Raw genomic sequence first — 18,032 nt, forward strand, 5'->3', positions numbered from 1 at the left:
GCTCGCCGGCCTGGCGCCACGCGCGGTCACCCGACCACAGCATGCTGACGATGAACTTGCCGTTGGGATCGAACTTGGGCCCGAGGTAGCGGTGCGCCGCTGCCTCGCACTGTTCCTGGCTGATTTGCTGAATACGCGCCGGCGACGGCGGGGCCGCGTTGGGCCCGTACTCCGAGCCGGGGAACGTCCGCATGTCGACGGACTCGGCGACCTCGAACTTGTGGTCGTCCGCGCAGTTGACGATGCTCGCCGACTCCGGCGTGATGTCGGGCCACATCAGGCAGTCACCACTCTTGGCGCGGTTGAAGGCGGCGTCGCTCTTGGCCCCGGTGCTGGGCACCGGACCGCTGTCGAGGTAGCCGGCCAGCCGCCCCTGCCCGCCGCCGACCGGGATCGCGGTCACCAGCCCTGCGATCAGCAGGCCGCCGAGCGCGAAGAGGAGCAACGCCCGCCTGGTCGCGGTCGCCTGCAAGCCGCGCGGCCACTGGAACGCGCCAGCCGGCTGTCCCGCCTCGCCGGCGGCGGGGCCGGGCGGGGAGACTTCCGCTTCGGGGGTATCCAACATCGGCTCCATTCTGACAGGAGCCGCGGAGCCGCGTGACGGATGTGGCGTATGTAGCGTCGTGTGATCGTCTGCGGCGGTGCTGTGCGGCGCCGCCGCCGGGCCAAAAGTAGTCTTCAGGCCGTGATCGACCTGAAGCTGCTTCGCGAGGACCCCGACGCCGTACGCCGTTCCCAACTCAGCCGCGGGGAAGACCCGGCGCTGGTGGACGCCCTGCTGACGGCCGACGCGAATCGCCGTGCCGCGATTTCGAACGGCGACGCGCTGCGCGCCGAACAGAAGTCCGCGAGCAAGAGCGTGGGCGCGGCGTCGGCCGAGGAGCGGCCGGCCAAGCTCGCGCGCGCCAAAGAACTCGCCGAACAGGTGAAGGCCGCCGAAACCGCCCAGACGGAAGCCGAGGCGGCGTTCACCGCGGCACACATGGCGATCTCCAACGTCATCATCGACGGAGTCCCGGCGGGAGGGGAGGACGACTTCGCGGTCCTCGACGTCGTCGGCGAACCCAGGGCGATCGAAAACCCTAGGGACCACCTGGAACTCGGTGAGGCACTGGGCCTCATCGACATGCAACGCGGCGCCAAGGTGTCCGGTTCGCGGTTTTACTTCCTGACCGGTCGGGGCGCGCTGTTACAGCTGGGCGTGCTGCAACTGGCGCTGCGGCTAGCCGTCGACAACGGGTTCATCCCGATGATCCCTCCGGTGCTGGTGCGCCCAGAAGTGATGGCGGGCACCGGATTTCTGGGCGCCCACGCCGATGAGGTGTATCGGGTGGAAGCCGACGACCTCTACCTGGTCGGCACCTCCGAGGTGCCGCTGGCCGGCTACCACGCCGACGAGATCCTGGACCTGTCCGGCGGCCCGCTGCGCTACGCCGGCTGGTCGTCGTGCTTTCGCCGCGAGGCCGGCAGCTACGGCAAGGACACCCGCGGCATCATCCGGGTGCATCAGTTCGACAAGGTGGAGGGCTTCGTCTACTGCACACCCGCCGACGCCGAGGCGGAGCATCAACGGCTGCTGGGCTGGCAGCGCGAGCTGCTGGCGCTCATCGACGTGCCGTATCGGGTAATCGATGTGGCCGCAGGCGATCTCGGCTCGTCGGCCGCGCGCAAGTTCGACTGCGAGGCGTGGGTTCCCACGCAGGGGGCCTACCGCGAGCTGACGTCGACGTCGAACTGCACCACGTTTCAGGCGCGCCGGCTGGCCACCCGCTACCGCGACGACAACGGCAAGCCGCAGATCGCGGCGACCCTCAACGGCACGCTGGGCACCACCCGGTGGCTGGTCGCGATCCTGGAGAACCACCAGCAGCCCGACGGCAGCGTCCGGGTCCCCGACGCGCTGGTTCCCTTCGTCGGCACCGAGGTGTTGGAGCCCGCCGGCTAGTGGCGATCGCAAGCGCGGCGGAGCCGGGCGAAGCGGGTCGCCACCATTGATCAAGCGCGGCGCGCGCCCGGGGTATGCCCAAACGCGCGCCGGTAGGTGTCGATGAAGGCGCTGGGCGTGGCCCAGCCGCATTGCAGGGCCACCGAGGTCACGTCGTGGCGGTTGGCGAGCAGCATCAGCGCGTGATGCAGACGTAGTTGGGTGCGCCATTGCGGGAAGGTCATCGCCAGCTCGTCCCTGAACAGGCGGCTCAGCGTGCGCTGACTGACGCCGATCCGACGGCCGATTTGCTGCAACGTCAGCGGCTCGGTCAGGTTGTCGGTGATCAGCGCGCACGCTTGGCGCAGGCGGCTGTCGACCGGTGTCGGAATCCACAGTGGCTCATGGATGTTCGAGTCCCGCACTTGATCGTGCAGGACGGCCAGCATCCGGTGGTGTTCGTCGCTGTCGGTGCCGTCTGTCTGCGAGCTGGCGATGATGAGTTCTCGCATCAGCGGATTGACGGCGAGCACGGTCGGTGTTGCCGGACCGCCACGGTAGCGCCGCGGGTCCAGGGCGACCCCGTGGAATTGCGTCTGGCCGTGAAACTTGTGCTCGTGCCAGCAGCCCGCCGGTATCCAGATGGCGCGATTCACTGGCGTGATCCAGGTTCCCGCGGGGGTGGTTACCGACACCGCACCGGAGGACGGGTAGACGATCTGGTGCAGGGGATGACGGTGGCGCTCGATTCGCGCGCCGGGCGCGAGCGACTGCGACGACGTGGCCCTCCCGTGATGGCGGTTTTCCGACATAACTCGACAGAATATCGGAAGCCCGCAACCTTGGCGTCCGCCTAGCGTTCTGTGTATGGCAATGAATCTCCTTCACCGGCGCCGGTGTAGCTCGGCGGACTGGGCCAAGATGGTGGCCGACAAGTTGCTGCCCTGGTCGCTCAGAGACGTCGAATTAGGCTCGCGCACACTGGAAATCGGCCCAGGCTACGGCGCGACGACACGCGCCCTCCTGGACCGGACCGACTCGCTCACCGCCGTCGAAGTCGACGGTCCGATGGCCGATGACCTGAACCGCCGCTATGGCGAACGGGCACGCATCATCCACGGCGATGGCACCAGTACCGGGCTGCCCGACGACCACTTCTCGTCGGTGGTGTGCTTCACGATGCTGCACCACGTGCCCAGCGCCCGGCTGCAAGATCAGCTGTTCGCCGAGGCTTTCCGGGTGCTGCAACCGGGGGGCACCTTCGCCGGCAGCGACGGTGTGCCGTCGCTGACATTCCGGCTGATCCACATCGCCGACACCTACAACCCGATCGCGCCGCCGGATCTCCGCCGGCGGCTTCGAGCGGCGGGATTCACCGACATCCGGGTCGACGCCAAGGGCGGCCGACAGAGATGGCGGGCGATCAAACCGCTCGCCGCGTAACGGGGGCCTAAGCGCTCACCGGCTCGCGGGCCTGCTCGTGGCGGCGCTGGCGCTCGATGGTCGCGAAGTAGAAGGCGAACGCGAACGCGAAGCTGGTGAACAGGCTGGACACGAAGTACAGCCACGGGTGCCGCAGGCCCCGGCGATAGCCGTCGACAATCGTAAAAAGCGGCAGCAGAATGACATTCGCGATCGTGTAGTCCTGGCTGGCCGAGCTGGCGGCGGGGTTGGTGAACATCAACTTCATGTATTCGACCCAACTGCCGTGTTCGCCCCACAGCGGATTGGTCGATCCCCCGTGCGAGTATTCCTCCACGTAGGTGATGTTGAAATACCAACCGAGCCCGACCGACGCGATGCCGACGACGTAGTACACGATTTCCATCGGCGAGAAGACGGGGCCGGTGGCGGGGCGGGCGAAAACCTTTGAGTTGGCCCTGACGATCCAGACGATGACCGCCAGTCCAAGTACCGCGTGCGAGAGTAGCGAGACCATGCGCGAAGTCTCGCTCGTGTTCCGAAGTTTTGTCAATATTGACACAACGCGAAGGGGTACCTTACTGGCATGGTCCGGCCCGCTCAGACGGCGCGCAGCGAGCGCACGCGCGAAGCGCTGCGCCAGGCCGCCGTGGTGAGATTCCTGGCCCAGGGGGTCGAGGAAACGTCGGCCGAACAGATCGCGGCGGACGCCGGGGTGTCGCTGCGGACGTTCTATCGCCATTTCCGCTCCAAGCACGATCTGCTGTTTGCCGACTTCACCGGGCTGCACTGGTTTCGCGCCGCGCTCAACGACAGGCCGGCCGGCGAACCGATCATCGATTCGGTGCAGGCCGCGATCTTCGCGTTTCCGTATGACGTTGAAGCGGTTACCAAAATCGCCGCGTTGCGGGGCGGCGAGCTGGACCCGGGCCGCATCGTCCGGCACATCCAGGAAGTCCAGGCCGACTTCGCCGACGCCATCCAGGCGCAGCTGCAGCGCCGTGGCCGGACGGGGCACCGGACGACGGACGAGCGGCTGCGCGTCGCGGTGACCGCGCGCTGCATCGCAGCCGCCGTCTTCGGTGCTATGGAGGTCTGGATGCTCGGCGACGACCGGTCCCTGGGGGAACTGGCGCGGGTCTCCCACACGGCGCTGGAGTCGCTGCGCGCCGGCATCACCGACGCCTGGGCACCCGACAAAGTTTCGTCATAATTGACAAAACTTTGCGTCCGTGCCAGCCTGCGTGCGGAGGGACGGACATGACTGGATATGACGCGATAGTTATCGGCGCCGGGCACAACGGCCTGGCCGCGGCGGTGTTGCTGCAGAAGGCGGGCCTGCGGACCGTGTGCGTGGACCCCAAGCTGTACGCCGGTGGGATGGCCTCGACGGTGGAGCTGTTCGACGGGTATCAGTTCGAGATCGCGGGCTCGGTGCAATTCCCGACGGCTTCGGTGGTCGTCGAGGAACTCGGCCTGGACACCCTGCCGACCATCGACCTGGACGTGATGTCGGTGGCGGTGCGCGGAGTGGGCGACGACCCGCTGGTCCAGTACAGCGACCCGGTCAAGCTGTTCACTCACCTCAACGAGGTGCACGGGGCCGACGCGGTCAACGGGATGGCGGGGCTGATGGCCTGGAGCCAGGCGCCGACGCGGGCACTGGGCCGCTTCGACGCGGGTGCGCCGCCCAAGACCCTCGACGAGATGTATGCCTGCGCCACAAACGAATTCGAACGCTCGGCGATCGATGACATGCTGTTCGGTTCGGTCACCGACATCTTGGACCGCTATCTCCCCGACCGCGAGAAGCACGGCGCCCTGCGCGGCTCGATGACGGTGCTGGCCGTCAACACCCTCTACCGCGGGCCGTCGACGCCGGGCAGCGCGGCCGCACTGGCCTTCGGGCTGGGCGTTCCCGACGGGAACACCATGCAGATGAAGAAGCTCCGCGGCGGCATCGGTGCGCTCACCGCGCACCTGTGCACACTGCTCGAGAGCCACGGCGGCGAAGTCCGGCTGCGCACCAAGGTGACCGAGATCGTCGTCGCCGACGGCCGCGTGAGCGGGGTGCGAACCGAGGCCGGGGAGACGCTCACGGCTCCGATCGTCGTCTCCGGCATCGCGCCCGATGTCACGCTCAACGAGCTGATCGATCCGGCCGCGCTGCCGGCCGACATCCGGGAACGCTATGCGCGCATCGATCACCGCGGCAGCTATCTGCAGATGCACTTCGCGCTCGACGAAGCCCCGGCGTTCAGCGCGCCGTACGAGGCCCTCAACGATCCGGCCATGCAGGCCTCGCTCGGTCTGTTCTGCACGCCGGAGGAAGTCCAGCAGCAGTGGGAGGATGCCCGGCGTGGGATCGTTCCGGCCGACCCGACGGTGGTGTTGCAGATCCCGTCGCAGAACGACCCGGACCTCGCGCCCGAGGGCAAGCACGCCGCATCGGCGTTCGCGATGTGGTTCCCCATCGAGGGCGGCGCCGACTATGGCAAGGCAAAGGTCGAAATGGGTCAGCGGGTGATAGACAAGATCACCCGGCTCGCACCGAATTTCGAACGCAGCATCATCCGGCACACCACCTTCACGCCCAGGCACATGGGCGTGATGTTCGGCGCCCCGGGCGGCGACTTCTGCCACGGGCTGCTGAATCCCAATCAGATCGGCCCGAACCGGCCCGGCCCGAAAGGCTTTCTCGGTCAGCCGATCCCAATCGGGGGACTGTACCTGGGCAGCGCGGGCTGCCATGGCGGGCCGGGAATCACGTTCATCCCCGGCTACAACGCCGCTCTCGCTGCGCTGGCCGACCGCTAGACTCTCGGCGAGCGTGTACTCAGTGCGAAAAAATGACCAAAATCTCGCCGTGAGTGCACGTTCGGCGCGCTGGTACTAACCCAGCCCGCTCAGCAACACGTCGAGCAGTGCGGTGAACTCGTCCGGTCGCGCCGGCGTGAACGCGGGGCTCGGCCAGGTTCCCGGGACGTCCAGGGTGATCAACGTCGACTTGAGTGGCCGTTGCACGTCCAGTGGCAGCCAGCGACGAAAGTCGGAGCTGCCCCAGATGCGGAACCGCTGCATGAACATGCCCAGCGATTCGACTTTGTACCCGCGGATCGTGTCCAACGCGATCACCTTGGACGTACCGGAGGGAAAGTGGTAGCGGCGCAACGTGATCGCCCTGCGGTCCAGCTGGACCAGGCCGTCGTCGTACGTCTCGCTCATGCCCGGGAGCTCCGCAGCTGATGTCCCCGCGAGGTCAGGCACCGGCCGTCGTCCAGACGCCACTGCCATCCGTGCAGGTTGCAGGTCAGCGTGTTGCCTTCCACCACACCGAATTTCGATAGGTCGGCCTTCAGGTGCGGGCAGCGGCGCTGAATCTCCCAGCCGTCCAGGGTGACCGAGGCGGAGTCGTCGTGGGTCTCGGCGAACCAGCCGTCGGCATAGGCGATCCGTTCGTCGGTAAGGCACTTGAAGAAGGTGTAGAGGTATTCGTTGTAACCGCCGACCCGCCATGCGGTGAACCGGGTCGACAGGAAGATGGTGTTGACCCAGTCCGGCTCGTGGTCGCGCAGCACCGTGCGCACCAGCTCGGGCGCGATCGCGAAACCATAGCGGACCTTTTCGTCGGGAATCCGTTCGCGCACGGCCCGTTTCGGAAAGTCCAGGATCACGGTCTCCGGGCCGATCACCAGTTCGACGGGGTAGCCGATGCCGTCGCAGATCTCGTCGCTTTGCAGCATGATCGGCTCGAACAGCGCGCGCAGCCCGTCCAGCAGCGGCTCGCCGGTGGCGGGGGCCCAGCTGGCCCGCTCAGCTGCCAGGACGGGCGCCATCCGCTCGGCGTAGTCGGCGATGTAGGCCGCCTTGCCCTTGGTGAAGATGTCGTCCACCTCGGCGGTGGGTAGCGGGTGGCGCAGTGAGTTCAGTTCCGTGCCGGTGAAGTCCGCGGTCGATCCGGGAATCATCAGCAGACCGCGATCGTGCCCGTGGCTGCGCATCTGGTCGAGGAACACCATTTGGTCGGGGAAGATGTTGGCCGGGTCGCCGTGATCGTCGTTGAGGTGGCGCAGCTCCGGGTCCAGGAAGCACGGCGGCCCCGCCGACGGCACCACCCAGGTCGCCCCCACCTGGGCGATGTATTGGCGCGCGCGGTCCATTTGGCGCTGCCGCTTCTGGGTGCCGAACGACTCCTTGGCGCGGGCCGGCATGTCGTAGACCATCGGGTACCAGATCGCCCCCGAGTACTGCAGCAGGTGCACGTCGATGTGCCCGAACTCGGATGTCAGCACATCCAAATCCACCGGCCGCGCATCGTTCATGTTGAAAACCGTTGTGGCGCCGTCGGAAACCACCAGCGCCGAATCGCCGATCGGGCCGTCCGCGGGCGCGCGCAGCGCGATGACCATGACGTCAAGGTCGCCCTTCGGGCCGCTGATCCGGTGCTTGACAGAGTCGGTGGTCTCGAAGAACCTGTGAAAGCCTAACTCCTGCAGCGCATTTCGCAGGTCCGGCACCGGGTAGTCGGGCAACAGCACCACGGCGTCTTTGTTGACGTGCGCGCTGAGGTGCTTCGCGTCGAAGTGGTCCTTGTGCAGGTGCGAGACGTAGAGGTAGTCGCAGTCGCCGAGCGTGTCCCAGTCCAGTGCGCTGTTGTCCGGGAACGGGAACCAGGATGCGAAGTAGGCCGGGTTCACCCAGGGGTCACACAGGATGCTGCCCGCATGGGTCTGGATCAGAAATCCGGCGTGACCTACGCTCGTGACCTGCACAAATGCCTTTCTCGGGGTTCTGGGGATCGTCCCAAGTTTAGCGTGGGGCCGCTGCCGGGGCCCGGCGCACAGGCGGGAGCATTACGCTGAATGGCTGTGGAACCGGTATACGGGACTGTCATCCAGCTTGCCCGGTTGGTCTGGCGCATCCAGGGCCTGAAGATCACCGTGTCCGGGGTCGAGAACCTGCCGACCAGCGGTGGGGCGGTCGTCGCGATCAACCACACCGGCTACCTCGACTTCACTTTCGCCGGTTTGCCCGCCTACAAGCAGGGCCTGGGCCGCAAAGTGAGATTCATGGCCAAGCAGGAGGTCTTCGACCACAAGATCACCGGGCCGATCATGCGCAGCCTGCGGCACATCTCGGTGGACCGGCTGGATGGGGCCGCGTCGTACGAAGAAGCCGTCCGGATGCTGAAGGACGGCGAGCTGGTCGGGGTGTACCCCGAAGCCACGATCAGCCGCAGTTTCGAGATCAAGGAGTTCAAGTCGGGGGCCACCCGGATGGCGGTCGAGGCCGGCGTGCCGATCGTTCCGCACATCGTCTGGGGTGCGCAACGGATCTGGACCAAGGGCCATCCCAAGAAGCTGCTTCGCCCGAAGGTACCGATCACAGTGCTGGTCGGCGAACCTATCGCGCCGACGCTGGCGATCGAGGATTTGAAGGGCCTGCTGCACTCGCGCATGCAACACCTGCTGGAGCGGGCGCAGGAACAGTATGGGCCGCATCCCGCCGGGGAGTTCTGGGTGCCGCACCGGCTGGGCGGCGGCGCTCCGTCGTTGGCCGAGGCGTCCCGCATCGAGGCCGAGGAGGCGGCCGCGCGGGCGGCCCGTCGCGCCCAGGCCGCAGGAGCGTCGGAGTCGTAATCGATGGTGGAGCCGACCTTCCGCACGCTCGAGATCATGGCGCAGCTGGTCGTGATGGCGACGGGTACGCAGATCACCTACCGCGGCGAGGAGAACGTTCCCGCCCGCGGCGGCGCGGTCGTCGCGATCAATCACACCAGCTATGTCGACTTTCTGCCGGCCGCGCTGGCCATGCACCGCCGCGGCCGCCGGCTGCGGTTCATGATCAAGGCGGAAATGCAACGGGTGAAGGTCGTCAACTTCCTGATCAAGCACACGAAGACCATCCCCGTCGATCGAGACGCCGGAGCCGCCGCGTATGCGGTGGCCGTACAGCGGCTCCGCGAGGGGGAGCTGGTCGGGGTCTACCCGGAGGCCACCATCAGCCGAAGCTTCGAGCTCAAGGAATTCAAGACCGGGGCCGCCCGCATGGCCCTCGAAGCGGATGTCCCGATCGTTCCCGTGATCGTCTGGGGCGCGCAGCGGATCTGGACTAAGGACCACCCGCGACACATCGGCCGCCACAAGGTGCCGGTGATCGTGCAGGTGGGCCCGCCGCTGCGAGCCGCCGACGACATGGCGCGAACCAACGCAGCGCTTCGCGAGTCGATGAGCGCGCTGCTGGATCGGGCCCAGCAGGGGTATCCGCGTCCGCCCGGCGCCTATTGGGTGCCGCGCCGGCTGGGCGGTGGCGCACCGACGTTGGCCGAGGCGGCTCAGATCGAAGCCGACGAGGCCGCGGCCCGACTGGCCGACAAGGCCGCAAACCATACCCCGCATCGATCGCGGTAGGGCGAAGGAGAAGGACATGGCAAACGCCTTTTACCGGTTCGGCGAATTGATCGTCCCGCCGGTCGTCGCGATGCAGGGAACCAAATTCACCTACCGCGGCCTGGAGAACATTCCGCAGCGCGGCGGCGCGATACTCGCCCAGAACCACACCAGCTATCTGGACTGGCTTCCGACGATGCTCGCCGTTAAGGAACGCGGCCGTCGCATGTACTTCATGATCAAGGCGGAGATGGGCGAGGTGAAGTCGGTCAACTACGTGATCAAGCACGCCCGGCTCATCCCGGTGGACCGCAGGAGCGGACACGGCGCTTTCGACGTCGCCGTGCAGCGGCTGCGCGAGGGCGAACTCATCGGGATGCATCCGGAGGCGACCATCAGCCGCAGCTTCGAGCTCAGGGAATTCAAGAGCGGTGCCGCGCGGATGGCGCTGGACGCCCAGGCGCCGATCCTTCCCGTGGTCGTCTGGGGCGCGCACCGGATTTGGCCCAAGGATCATCCGAAAAAGGTGTGGCGCAACAAGGTTCCGATCACCGTGGCGGTCGGCCGGCCGCTGCCGCCTCGCGGCACCCCGGAGCAAATCAACGTCGCACTGCGCACCGCGATGAACGAGTTGCTCTATCAAGTGCAGGAGGAGTATCCGCACCCCGAGGGCGAGTACTGGGTTCCGCGGCGCCTCGGAGGCAGCGCGCCCAGCCGGGAAGATTCCCAGGCGATCCGGTTGTCCGAGTTGCAGGAGCGGATCAAGCGGCACGGAACCGACGGCGTGACCAGGCCGGGGCAACCCCAAAGCGGATTGCATTGACCGACCCAACATTGCCGGCGCTCATCGCATGCGACGTCGACGGCACATTGTTCGACGGAAACGAAACCATCTCCCCACGCACCCGCGCTGCGATACGCGCCGCGGTGGCCGAGGGCGCTCAGTTCGTCGTGGCCACCGGCCGCCCCCCGCGCTGGATACGCCCGGTCGTCGACGCCCTCGGGTTCGCGCCAATGGCGGTGTGTGCCAACGGTGCCGTCGTCTACGACCCCGCGTCCGATCGGGTGGTGTCCGCGCGCACCCTGTCCGTCGACACCTTGGCCGAGTTGGCCGAGATAGCGAGGCGCTCCATCCCGGGCGTGGGCCTGGCCGTCGAGCGGATCGGTGAGCGCGCGCATGACACCGCAACGCCTCAGTTCATCAGCTCGCCGGGCTACGAGCACGCGTGGCTCAACCCGGACAACACCGAGGTGTCGATCGAAGACCTGCTCAGCGCCCCGGCGATCAAGCTGCTGATCCGCAAGGCCGGTGCCCGCAGCGAGGATATGGCGGCCGAACTGACCAAGCATGTCGGCATCGAGGGCGACATCACCTTCTCCACCAACAACGGGCTGGTGGAGGTCGTCCCGCTCGGGATCAGCAAGGCCACCGGCGTGGCGGAGGTCGCCAAACCGCTGGGCATCGCCGATCACGAAGCGGTGGCCTTCGGCGACATGCCCAACGACGTGCCGCTGCTGCTGTGGGCGGGTCACGGCGTGGCGATGGGGAATGCGCATCCGGACGTGCGGGCCGCCGCCGACGAGGTCACCGCGACCAACGACGACGACGGGGTCGGGCGGGTGCTGGAACGCTGGTGGCACTAGCGACCGACGGGCCAGGGAAGTTCACCGCCCGCACGGGTAGCAAATGTGGCAGACTGCCCGCGTGCCCGCGGATCAAAAGCCGCCGAACGGCGGCGAGCCCGACGGCGATAAGCCCGCGCCGGTCGAGCCACCCGAGGGCGACGACGCCAGCTCGGAGGAAGACGACTCCGAGCAGTTCCCGTCCGGCGGCAGCATGGAGTTCCAGGACGCGGCGACGACCAAGCCGCGCCCCGCAACGCCAGCCGAGTTGCGCGCGCGGGAGAAGTTCGCCAAGAAGCAGCAGGAGGCCGAGGAGGCGCGACTAGAAGCGGAAGCCAAGCGGCGCCGGCAGCGCCGGGTGCTGATGGGTTCCGCGGCCGCCGTGGGCGTGGTGGGAGTCGTTGCGGCCCTGGGATACTGGGCGTTGTCGACGCCCACCGTGACCGCCCAGTGCGTCCGGGATGACCCGAACGGCCAGCCGGTGATCGTGCCGGACAGCTACTGCACCGATCACACGGCCGGCCTCAACGGCTTCTTTTTCTACGGCGGACACCAGTACCGCTACTACTACGGCAGCTCGGGGTCGGTGGGTTCGCGCCCGATCGGTGGGACGACGAGCGCGCCCAAGGGCGCAACGGTCAAGACCAAGTCGGGCTCCACCATTTCCCGTGGCGGGCTGGGCGGCAAGCTCGGCGGCGGCAAGGGCAGCGGCTCGTGAAGCGTGGCAGGGAAAAGCCACGGCCGAACTGGCGGTCGATCGTCGAATCGCAGGGGCTGGTGTACGGAACACCGGCCCGTGACGCCCGCGGCGCGGACCGACCGTATTGGGACGAGTCGGTGTACTACGAATTCGAGATGGACGAGATTCTTGCGCTGGAAGCCGACGTCGAACTGCTGCACTCGATGTGCCTGAACGCCGTCGAGCAGGTGGTGCTGATGGAGCGGTACGCGGATTTCGGCCTGCCGGAATGGAGTTGGCAGCCGATCGCCGAATCGTGGCGCCGCTCCGACCCCCATGTGTACGGCCGCTTCGACTTGCGCTACGACGGGAGACGGCCGGCGGTGCTGCTCGAGTACAACGCCGATACACCCACGACGCTGCTGGAAGCCGCCATCCTGCAGTGGTATTGGCTCAAGGACAAGTTCCCCGGCGACGACCAGTGGAACTCGTTGCACGAGCAGCTCGTCGCCCGCTGGAAGCAGTTGCGGGACCTGCTGCCCAACAACGAGCTGCACTTGAGTTGGTCCGGGGTGGAGGCCACCGGCGAAGACCAGATCACGACCACCTACATGCAGGAAACCGCGGCCGAGGCGGGCTTTTCGACCGTCGGCTTGATGATCGAGGACCTGGGTTGGGACTCCGCGCTGCAGCGTTTCGTCGACCTCGAAGAGGATCCGATACACGCGATCTTCAAGCTCTATCCCTGGGAGTGGGTGCTCGACGACGAGTTCGGCCACCACGTCGTGTCGAGCCTGCCGCAGACGATGTGGATCGAGCCGCTGTGGAAGACGCTGCTGTCGAACAAGGCGATCCTCGCCATGCTGTGGGAGATGTATCCGGGCCACCCGAACCTATTGCCCGCATACATCGACGACCCGCACGAGCTCACCGAGTACGTCCGCAAGCCCAAGCTCGGCCGCGAGGGAGCGAACGTCACCGTCGTCGGGGCCGGATTGGAGACCGCCACCGGCGGGGTCTACGGCGAAGAGGGGTTCGTTTACCAATTGCTGGACCCGTTGCCGGAGTTCGACGACATGCGGCCCGCGCTGGGGGCCTGGATCGTCGGCGATTCGGCGGCCGGGCTGGGCATCCGCGAGACCGGCGGACTGATCACCGACGACGGCGCAGCCTTCGTCCCGCATCGAATCCTGCAGAAATGAACGGAGTTGATCATCGATGACAACAATCGCCGCGCTGAATTCGAGCTACTGGGATGCGGGCTACATGGCCGTGCTCGGCCGCGGTGCCGGGGCGATCTTCTTGTACGCGATCGTCGGCTTGGTGCTGATGATGATCGGGTTCTACGCGATCGATCTCACCACGCCGGGACCGCTGCGCAAGATGGTGGACGGGGGAAAACCGAACGCCATCATTGTCGCGGCGGCCGGCATGGTCAGCATGGCGCTCATCGTCGTGCTGGCCATCTACTCGTCGTCGGGAAAGCTGCTCGAGGGGCTGGTGGGCTCGGCGGTCTTCGGGATCGTGGGAATCGTGGCGCAGGTGGTGATGATGCGGATCGCGGCGATGGTGATCGGGATCGACATGGACGCCTTGTTCGCCTCCGAGGAGTTCAACTACGAGGCGCTGATGGTGGCCGCGGCGCAGTTCGCGCTGGGCATCGTGGTTGCCGTCGCGATTCTCTAACGCTGGCGGACGGGCCTGTCGCGCAGCGACTTCGGCGGGATCGTGGCTCCGACGAGCGTGTCGGCATCGATCGTGCGGGGTCGATAGGCCAGCGACGCCAATCTCGCTGACATCACGGCGACGGGATCCTCGCAGACGTGGTCCAGCCCCGATAGGAATGCCCACTCGTGCTCGTCGCTCCCGAAATAGACGACGGTGTCGAATGTTTCGTGAAAGCGCCGCCACGACGCGTGCAGCGACTGGTTCCGCCACAGTGTCGGGCAGCCGGCCTGGCCGATGACGACGCTGCCGATCTTGCGGCATCGTGCCAGGAAGTCGGCGTCGTAGAGCCGGTTGTGCTGCGCGGGCGCCGTCCGCTCGTCGGGAAGGTCGACTACCACGATGTCGTACGGCGTACCGCACCGGACGACGAAGTCCCAGCCGTCGCCGTAATGCATCGCGACCGGGCCGAGTCCGCTTTCCGCCCTGCGCAGTTCGTCCACGGTGTAGCCGTAGGGCAGATGCTGCGCGCACAGCCGGACCGCTTCGCGATCGATGTCGACGTGATCGACGTGCGTCGCCCCGGCGGCGACGGCGAGCTGGCTCGTCACTCCCTCGCCGGAGCCGATGACGAGTACCCGCTCGATGCGGGCAGCCAGCAGCAGCGCCGGCACCAGCAGCGCCTCGTGGTAGACGAGCTGGCTGAGCTCGGTGCTCTGACGCTCGCCGTCGGTGAACAGTGTGATGCCCTGTTCCGTGCGGCCGATCACCAGATGCTGAAACTCGGTGCGCACGTCGCAGCGGACATCCGACAGCCGCCAGTTTCGGGTCAGCCCCGGGGCCAGCGGCTCGATGATTTCGTGGCTGGGTAACCTTTTCTCGGGCGCATTAACGAAATGGGTTGGCAGCGGCGGGAATCCGTTGAAGGCAACCGACGCGTAGCTCGCGGTGTACGCGCCGGCATCGTCGATCTCGACCCGGTCGCCGGGCCGCAGCGTCACGGGAAGCGGGTAGTGCCGGTAGAGCACGTCGTCGCCGTCGCACGTCGGGCCCGCGACCACGGCATCATCGAGTGGGTCGCCGTCCCGGCCGGTCCGCAGGCGGTACCGGATGTACTCGTTCTCGGTTTCGGCCAGGCCCCCGTAACGACCGACGTCGAGGTAGACCCAGCGCCGCTCGTCGGTACCGGTCCGGACAGCTACCACCTCGCACCGGATCGTGCCGGCCGAACCCACCAGCACTCGTCCCGGTTCGACCACGAGCCGCGGCGGATCGGCGCCGAAGTGGCGTGTCAGGGCCGACGCCAAGGCCTCGGCGAACGCCTCAAGGGGCGGCGCGTCGGCGGCATACGCGAGGGGGAACCCGCCCCCGACGTTGATCGTCGCGAGGTCGCCCGTTGCATCGAATACCGTTGCGGCGGCGCGTATTCCGAGCTCCCACGCGGCCGGGTCGAGTTGTTGCGAACCGACGTGGAACGACACGCCGTCGGGCCGCAGCCCGAGGCGGCGGGCGTCGCCGAGCAGCTCCGCGGCCTGCGTGGGGGCGCAACCGAACTTGTCGCCGAACGGCGTCACCGACGATGGGAAGCCCGCGGCGATGCGGCATTCCACGGCCGCCCCGGGGGCGTGGGCGGCGATCGTCGTCAGGCCATGCTCGGTGTCGAACGCGAACCGCCGAACCCCGCGCGCGTAGGCCCGAGCCACCTCCGCGGGTTTTTGGATGGTGTTGCCGAAGCTCAGCAGGCCCCCGTCGATGCCGGCGTTAACGCACGCGTCGACCTCGCCGATGGAGGCGACGTCGAACGTGGCGCCCTCGCCCGCGAGCAGACGCAGGATCGGCTCGGCCGGGTTTGCCTTCACCGCGTAGCGGATCCGGGCGCCGGGCAACAACGCCCGCAGCGTCCGGAAGTTCCTTCGCACCCGGTCGAGATCGATCGTCAAATACGGCGTCTCGGGCACAGCTCGCAGACTAATGCTCCGCGCACGCGGGGGAAAACCTGGTCTAGGTGGCCGCCGGGTGCGCGGGCAGCGAGAAGTGTTCCGGCGGGACGGTCGGGCCGCTCGGCGGCTCGGTCGACAACGGCGTGGTGATGCCGTCCACGACCTCGGTGATGTCTCCGGTGAGCCGCTCGAAGTTCAAGGTGCCATGCTGGAAGTTCTGCGTAATCCGCAGCGGTTCTTGGATTTCCGCGCTGGTCGGCAACCCCAGCGGACCTCGCTCGAAGCTCAGCGAGGCCCACGCCTCGTAGATCGCGCCGGTGACCGGCTGGGCGCCCGTCTCGGGTGACCAATACATCGCGCCCCTGGCGAAGGTGGCGTAACGGGAATCACCCTCGCCGCTGTCTTCCGGCGAGGTCGGCGCGCCGAGAACGCTGTTCATGCCGCCAATGGCCTGCCAGTGCTCATAGATCGCGCCACCCTGCAGTGCCTTGATCAACTCCTCGGGCGGATCGTTGAAATGCGATGCGATGTCCCGGATTTCGTCCATCAGCGCGTAGGCGGCGTTGCCTGGGCAGTCGGTGTTGCCGACGTCGCGGTGGGTGAAGATGGTGGGCAGTGTCGCGACGGCCCCGGCCGGAAAGGTGGTGTAGTGGCTGCCCGCCGATTCGAGCGCCACCGTGCCTTTGGGGTCGACGTCGTCCAGACCCAGCCGCCAGCCCAGCAGCCGGCCCACGGTTCGCAGCTGCACCGGCGTGGGCGGTACGTCGTCGAAGTTGCCGATCATGGCCACACCCCAGGTGTTGCGGTTGAATCCGCCGGTGTGGAAGCCCTCGACGGCCTTGGTCAGTCCGCCGGCGCTGCCCTCGAACACCTGGCCGTATTTGTCCACCAACACGTTGTAGGCGATGTCGCACCAGCCCAGCGTCTTGCTGTGGTAGGTGTAGATGGCCTTGACGATCCCCGCCGATTCCAGCGGCGAGTAGTCGTTGCTGCCCGCGGTGTGGTGGATGACCGCGGCGCGAATCCCGTTGTCGTACTGGGGACTACCGCACCGCAGCGCTTCGTCGGCGCCCCATTCGGCCCGGCTGATGATGGGAGGCGCCTGCCCCGGCATCACGACCCCGGACGGCGGCGTCCACTGCGTGTGGGCCGGCGCCTGCGGCGGGGAGATGAGGATCGCGGAGATGTTCTGGCCGAACGGCTGTTCCCTGGACGCCGGCTTGTATCCGAGGTCGTTTGACGCCGGCGGGTCGTTCGGCGGCGGGGGCTGGGTCACCGTCGCATCGAGGGGGCGCGTCACCGCGATCTGCACCGTGGTGGTGGTGCCGACGAACACCGGATCCGTGCTGCGGGGGCCTTCGGTCGGGCCGGCCGGCGGCGCCGACCCGCCGGATCCCGCGGCCGCACCGTCGTCGGGCGCGGCGGTCTCGTACTCGGTCTGATACCAGGGCCCCCACGACCCGTCGGGCCGCTTTGCCCGCACCCGCGTCGAGGTGCCGGCGAGGTCGCCGGTCAGCGCGACCAACGAGAAGGGCTGGTCCTGGCTGACTTCGCGGACCGTGACACCGGCCCCGAGCCCGATCAGCGGCTGCTCGCTCAGCTGGGTGTCGTGGGCCGGGGGCGTGGTGTGGACGCCGCGCTCGTGGGTCGCCTCCGCCACCGCCGAGACGATGACGACCGTCGCCGCGATGGCGGTGAGCAGCATCGTTGGCGTGCGACTACGAGACGACACCAGCTGATGTTACTTGTGTGTCTATTGTTATTTGTGAGGCGACACGAATGTATGCGTGTGGAACCTCACGAAACCTGTTCGACGGCACCGCAGAGCTGTTGTCGCCGGGCGGGTGTTGCTCCCGAATCCGCGCGTGACTCTGCGGTGCCGTCAGGTGACAGGTCCCCCGAAGCTCTAGACCGGAGGCAACGCCGGCGCAGCGGCCGGCAAGGCACCGGCGGCCGCCGGCAGGGCACCGGCCGCGGCACCCGGCAAGGCACCCGCGGCACCCGGCAGGGCACTGGCCGCACCCGGCAGGGCGCCGGCGGCGGCCGCTGGCGCGCCCGCGCCACCGTGCACACCCTGCATGATCGCGGGCATCACCAGGCCCTTGAGCAGGTCGATGGCCTGACCGGCGCCCAGCTGGTTGGCGGCTTGCATCACGTCGTTGACGAGCCCGCCACCGCCGCTGCTACCGCCGCTGGTGCCGGCACCACCGAGGCCGCCCGTCCCGATCGGCGAGGCGCCGCCCAGTGTCGACGGGTCACCAAGGATCGGGTAGGTGCCGTCGGCACCCGGGTCCAATCCGGCCGGCGCGGCACCGATCGGCACCTCGCTGGGAGTGGCCCCGGTGCCACCCAGGCCCGGCGCGAGTCCAGTCGGGCTGGTCAGACCCGGG

18 protein-coding genes and 1 pseudogene are annotated in these 18,032 nt (G+C 67.6%); 11 read left to right on the forward strand and 8 right to left on the reverse strand.

The annotated features are described in order from the left end of the window. On the reverse strand, window positions 1-565 hold a 565-nt coding region (locus A5736_RS21600; RefSeq protein ID WP_371328401.1), incomplete at its 3' end, for a septum formation family protein. Window positions 566-685: 120 nt separating this feature from the next. Here A5736_RS21600 and serS point away from each other — a divergent pair. Beyond that, window positions 686-1,945 (forward strand): serine--tRNA ligase, encoded by a 1,260-nt coding sequence (serS, locus tag A5736_RS21605; RefSeq protein ID WP_076248477.1) that lies wholly within the window; start codon window positions 686-688, stop codon window positions 1,943-1,945. Between the two features lie 50 nt (window positions 1,946-1,995). Here the strand turns inward: serS and A5736_RS21610 are convergent, their stop codons facing one another. Then, window positions 1,996-2,736, reverse strand: a complete 741-nt coding sequence (locus A5736_RS21610; RefSeq protein WP_076248479.1) for a helix-turn-helix domain-containing protein — start codon at window positions 2,734-2,736, stop codon at window positions 1,996-1,998. A gap of 55 nt (window positions 2,737-2,791) precedes the next feature. On the opposite strand from A5736_RS21610, the gene A5736_RS21615 reads away from it, so the two are divergent. After that, a complete protein-coding gene (locus A5736_RS21615) occupies window positions 2,792-3,367 on the forward strand; it encodes a class I SAM-dependent methyltransferase (protein WP_076248481.1) in 576 nt (191 codons plus the stop codon). A 7-nt stretch (window positions 3,368-3,374) separates the two neighbouring features. Here the strand turns inward: A5736_RS21615 and A5736_RS21620 are convergent, their stop codons facing one another. Continuing rightward, complete coding sequence (locus tag A5736_RS21620; RefSeq protein WP_076063076.1) at window positions 3,375-3,863, reverse strand: DUF2834 domain-containing protein; 489 nt, start codon at window positions 3,861-3,863, stop codon at window positions 3,375-3,377. 69 nt (window positions 3,864-3,932) lie between these two features. Between A5736_RS21620 and A5736_RS21625 the strand changes: the two genes are divergently transcribed. Together A5736_RS21625 and A5736_RS21630 are read left to right on the forward strand one after the other, a co-directional pair. Next, a complete protein-coding gene (locus A5736_RS21625) occupies window positions 3,933-4,559 on the forward strand; it encodes a TetR/AcrR family transcriptional regulator (RefSeq protein ID WP_076248483.1) in 627 nt (208 codons plus the stop codon). Between the two features lie 47 nt (window positions 4,560-4,606). Continuing rightward, window positions 4,607-6,163, forward strand: a complete 1,557-nt coding sequence (locus A5736_RS21630) for an NAD(P)/FAD-dependent oxidoreductase (RefSeq protein ID WP_076248485.1) — start codon at window positions 4,607-4,609, stop codon at window positions 6,161-6,163. 75 nt (window positions 6,164-6,238) lie between these two features. Here A5736_RS21630 and A5736_RS21635 read toward each other — a convergent pair whose 3' ends face one another. Both A5736_RS21635 and A5736_RS21640 read right to left on the reverse strand, forming a co-directional pair. After that, on the reverse strand, window positions 6,239-6,571 hold the full coding sequence (locus A5736_RS21635; protein WP_076127409.1) for a hypothetical protein: 333 nt from the start codon (window positions 6,569-6,571) through the stop codon (window positions 6,239-6,241). Next, the gene (locus A5736_RS21640; protein WP_076248487.1) at window positions 6,568-8,118 is read right to left on the reverse strand and encodes an MBL fold metallo-hydrolase; all 1,551 of its coding nucleotides are present in this window, start codon (window positions 8,116-8,118) and stop codon (window positions 6,568-6,570) included. The genes A5736_RS21635 and A5736_RS21640 overlap by 4 nt, the downstream gene beginning before the upstream one ends. A gap of 96 nt (window positions 8,119-8,214) precedes the next feature. Between A5736_RS21640 and A5736_RS21645 the strand changes: the two genes are divergently transcribed. The 7 genes from A5736_RS21645 to A5736_RS21675 all read left to right on the forward strand — a co-directional run bounded on the left by A5736_RS21645 (window position 8,215) and on the right by A5736_RS21675 (window position 13,723). After that, window positions 8,215-8,985 carry a 1-acyl-sn-glycerol-3-phosphate acyltransferase gene (locus A5736_RS21645; protein ID WP_139333490.1) on the forward strand — a complete coding sequence of 257 codons (771 nt, stop codon included), beginning with the start codon at window positions 8,215-8,217 and terminating at the stop codon, window positions 8,983-8,985. A gap of 3 nt (window positions 8,986-8,988) precedes the next feature. After that, window positions 8,989-9,756: a 1-acyl-sn-glycerol-3-phosphate acyltransferase gene (locus A5736_RS21650; RefSeq protein ID WP_076248489.1), complete on the forward strand. Its 768-nt coding sequence runs from the start codon at window positions 8,989-8,991 to the stop codon at window positions 9,754-9,756. A 16-nt stretch (window positions 9,757-9,772) separates the two neighbouring features. Further along, window positions 9,773-10,558 carry a 1-acyl-sn-glycerol-3-phosphate acyltransferase gene (locus A5736_RS21655; protein WP_076248491.1) on the forward strand — a complete coding sequence of 262 codons (786 nt, stop codon included), beginning with the start codon at window positions 9,773-9,775 and terminating at the stop codon, window positions 10,556-10,558. After that, on the forward strand, window positions 10,555-11,379 hold the full coding sequence (locus A5736_RS21660) for a Cof-type HAD-IIB family hydrolase (RefSeq protein ID WP_076248493.1): 825 nt from the start codon (window positions 10,555-10,557) through the stop codon (window positions 11,377-11,379). The genes A5736_RS21655 and A5736_RS21660 overlap by 4 nt, the downstream gene beginning before the upstream one ends. 61 nt (window positions 11,380-11,440) lie before the next feature. Beyond that, the gene (locus A5736_RS21665; RefSeq protein WP_233148091.1) at window positions 11,441-12,076 is read left to right on the forward strand and encodes a hypothetical protein; all 636 of its coding nucleotides are present in this window, start codon (window positions 11,441-11,443) and stop codon (window positions 12,074-12,076) included. Next, complete coding sequence (locus tag A5736_RS21670) at window positions 12,073-13,239, forward strand: glutathionylspermidine synthase family protein (protein ID WP_076127425.1); 1,167 nt, start codon at window positions 12,073-12,075, stop codon at window positions 13,237-13,239. Before A5736_RS21665 ends, A5736_RS21670 begins: the two co-directional genes overlap by 4 nt. 16 nt (window positions 13,240-13,255) lie before the next feature. After that, the gene (locus A5736_RS21675; RefSeq protein ID WP_076127429.1) at window positions 13,256-13,723 is read left to right on the forward strand and encodes a DUF350 domain-containing protein; all 468 of its coding nucleotides are present in this window, start codon (window positions 13,256-13,258) and stop codon (window positions 13,721-13,723) included. Here the strand turns inward: A5736_RS21675 and A5736_RS26950 are convergent. From A5736_RS26950 to A5736_RS21700, 3 genes and pseudogenes are all read right to left on the reverse strand, one after another. Then, window positions 13,720-15,660, reverse strand: a complete 1,941-nt coding sequence (locus A5736_RS26950) for an alanine racemase (protein WP_254848431.1) — start codon at window positions 15,658-15,660, stop codon at window positions 13,720-13,722. The two genes, A5736_RS21675 and A5736_RS26950, sit on opposite strands and share 4 nt — an antisense overlap. A gap of 43 nt (window positions 15,661-15,703) precedes the next feature. Next, window positions 15,704-17,374 (reverse strand): N-acetylmuramoyl-L-alanine amidase, encoded by a 1,671-nt coding sequence (locus tag A5736_RS21695; RefSeq protein WP_371328402.1) that lies wholly within the window; start codon window positions 17,372-17,374, stop codon window positions 15,704-15,706. A gap of 174 nt (window positions 17,375-17,548) precedes the next feature. Next, window positions 17,549-18,032 (reverse strand): annotated as a pseudogene (locus tag A5736_RS21700) (PirG); the annotation flags it as partial.

Source organism: Mycobacterium sp. SP-6446, from assembly GCF_001954045.1.
Classification (GTDB): domain Bacteria; phylum Actinomycetota; class Actinomycetes; order Mycobacteriales; family Mycobacteriaceae; genus Mycobacterium.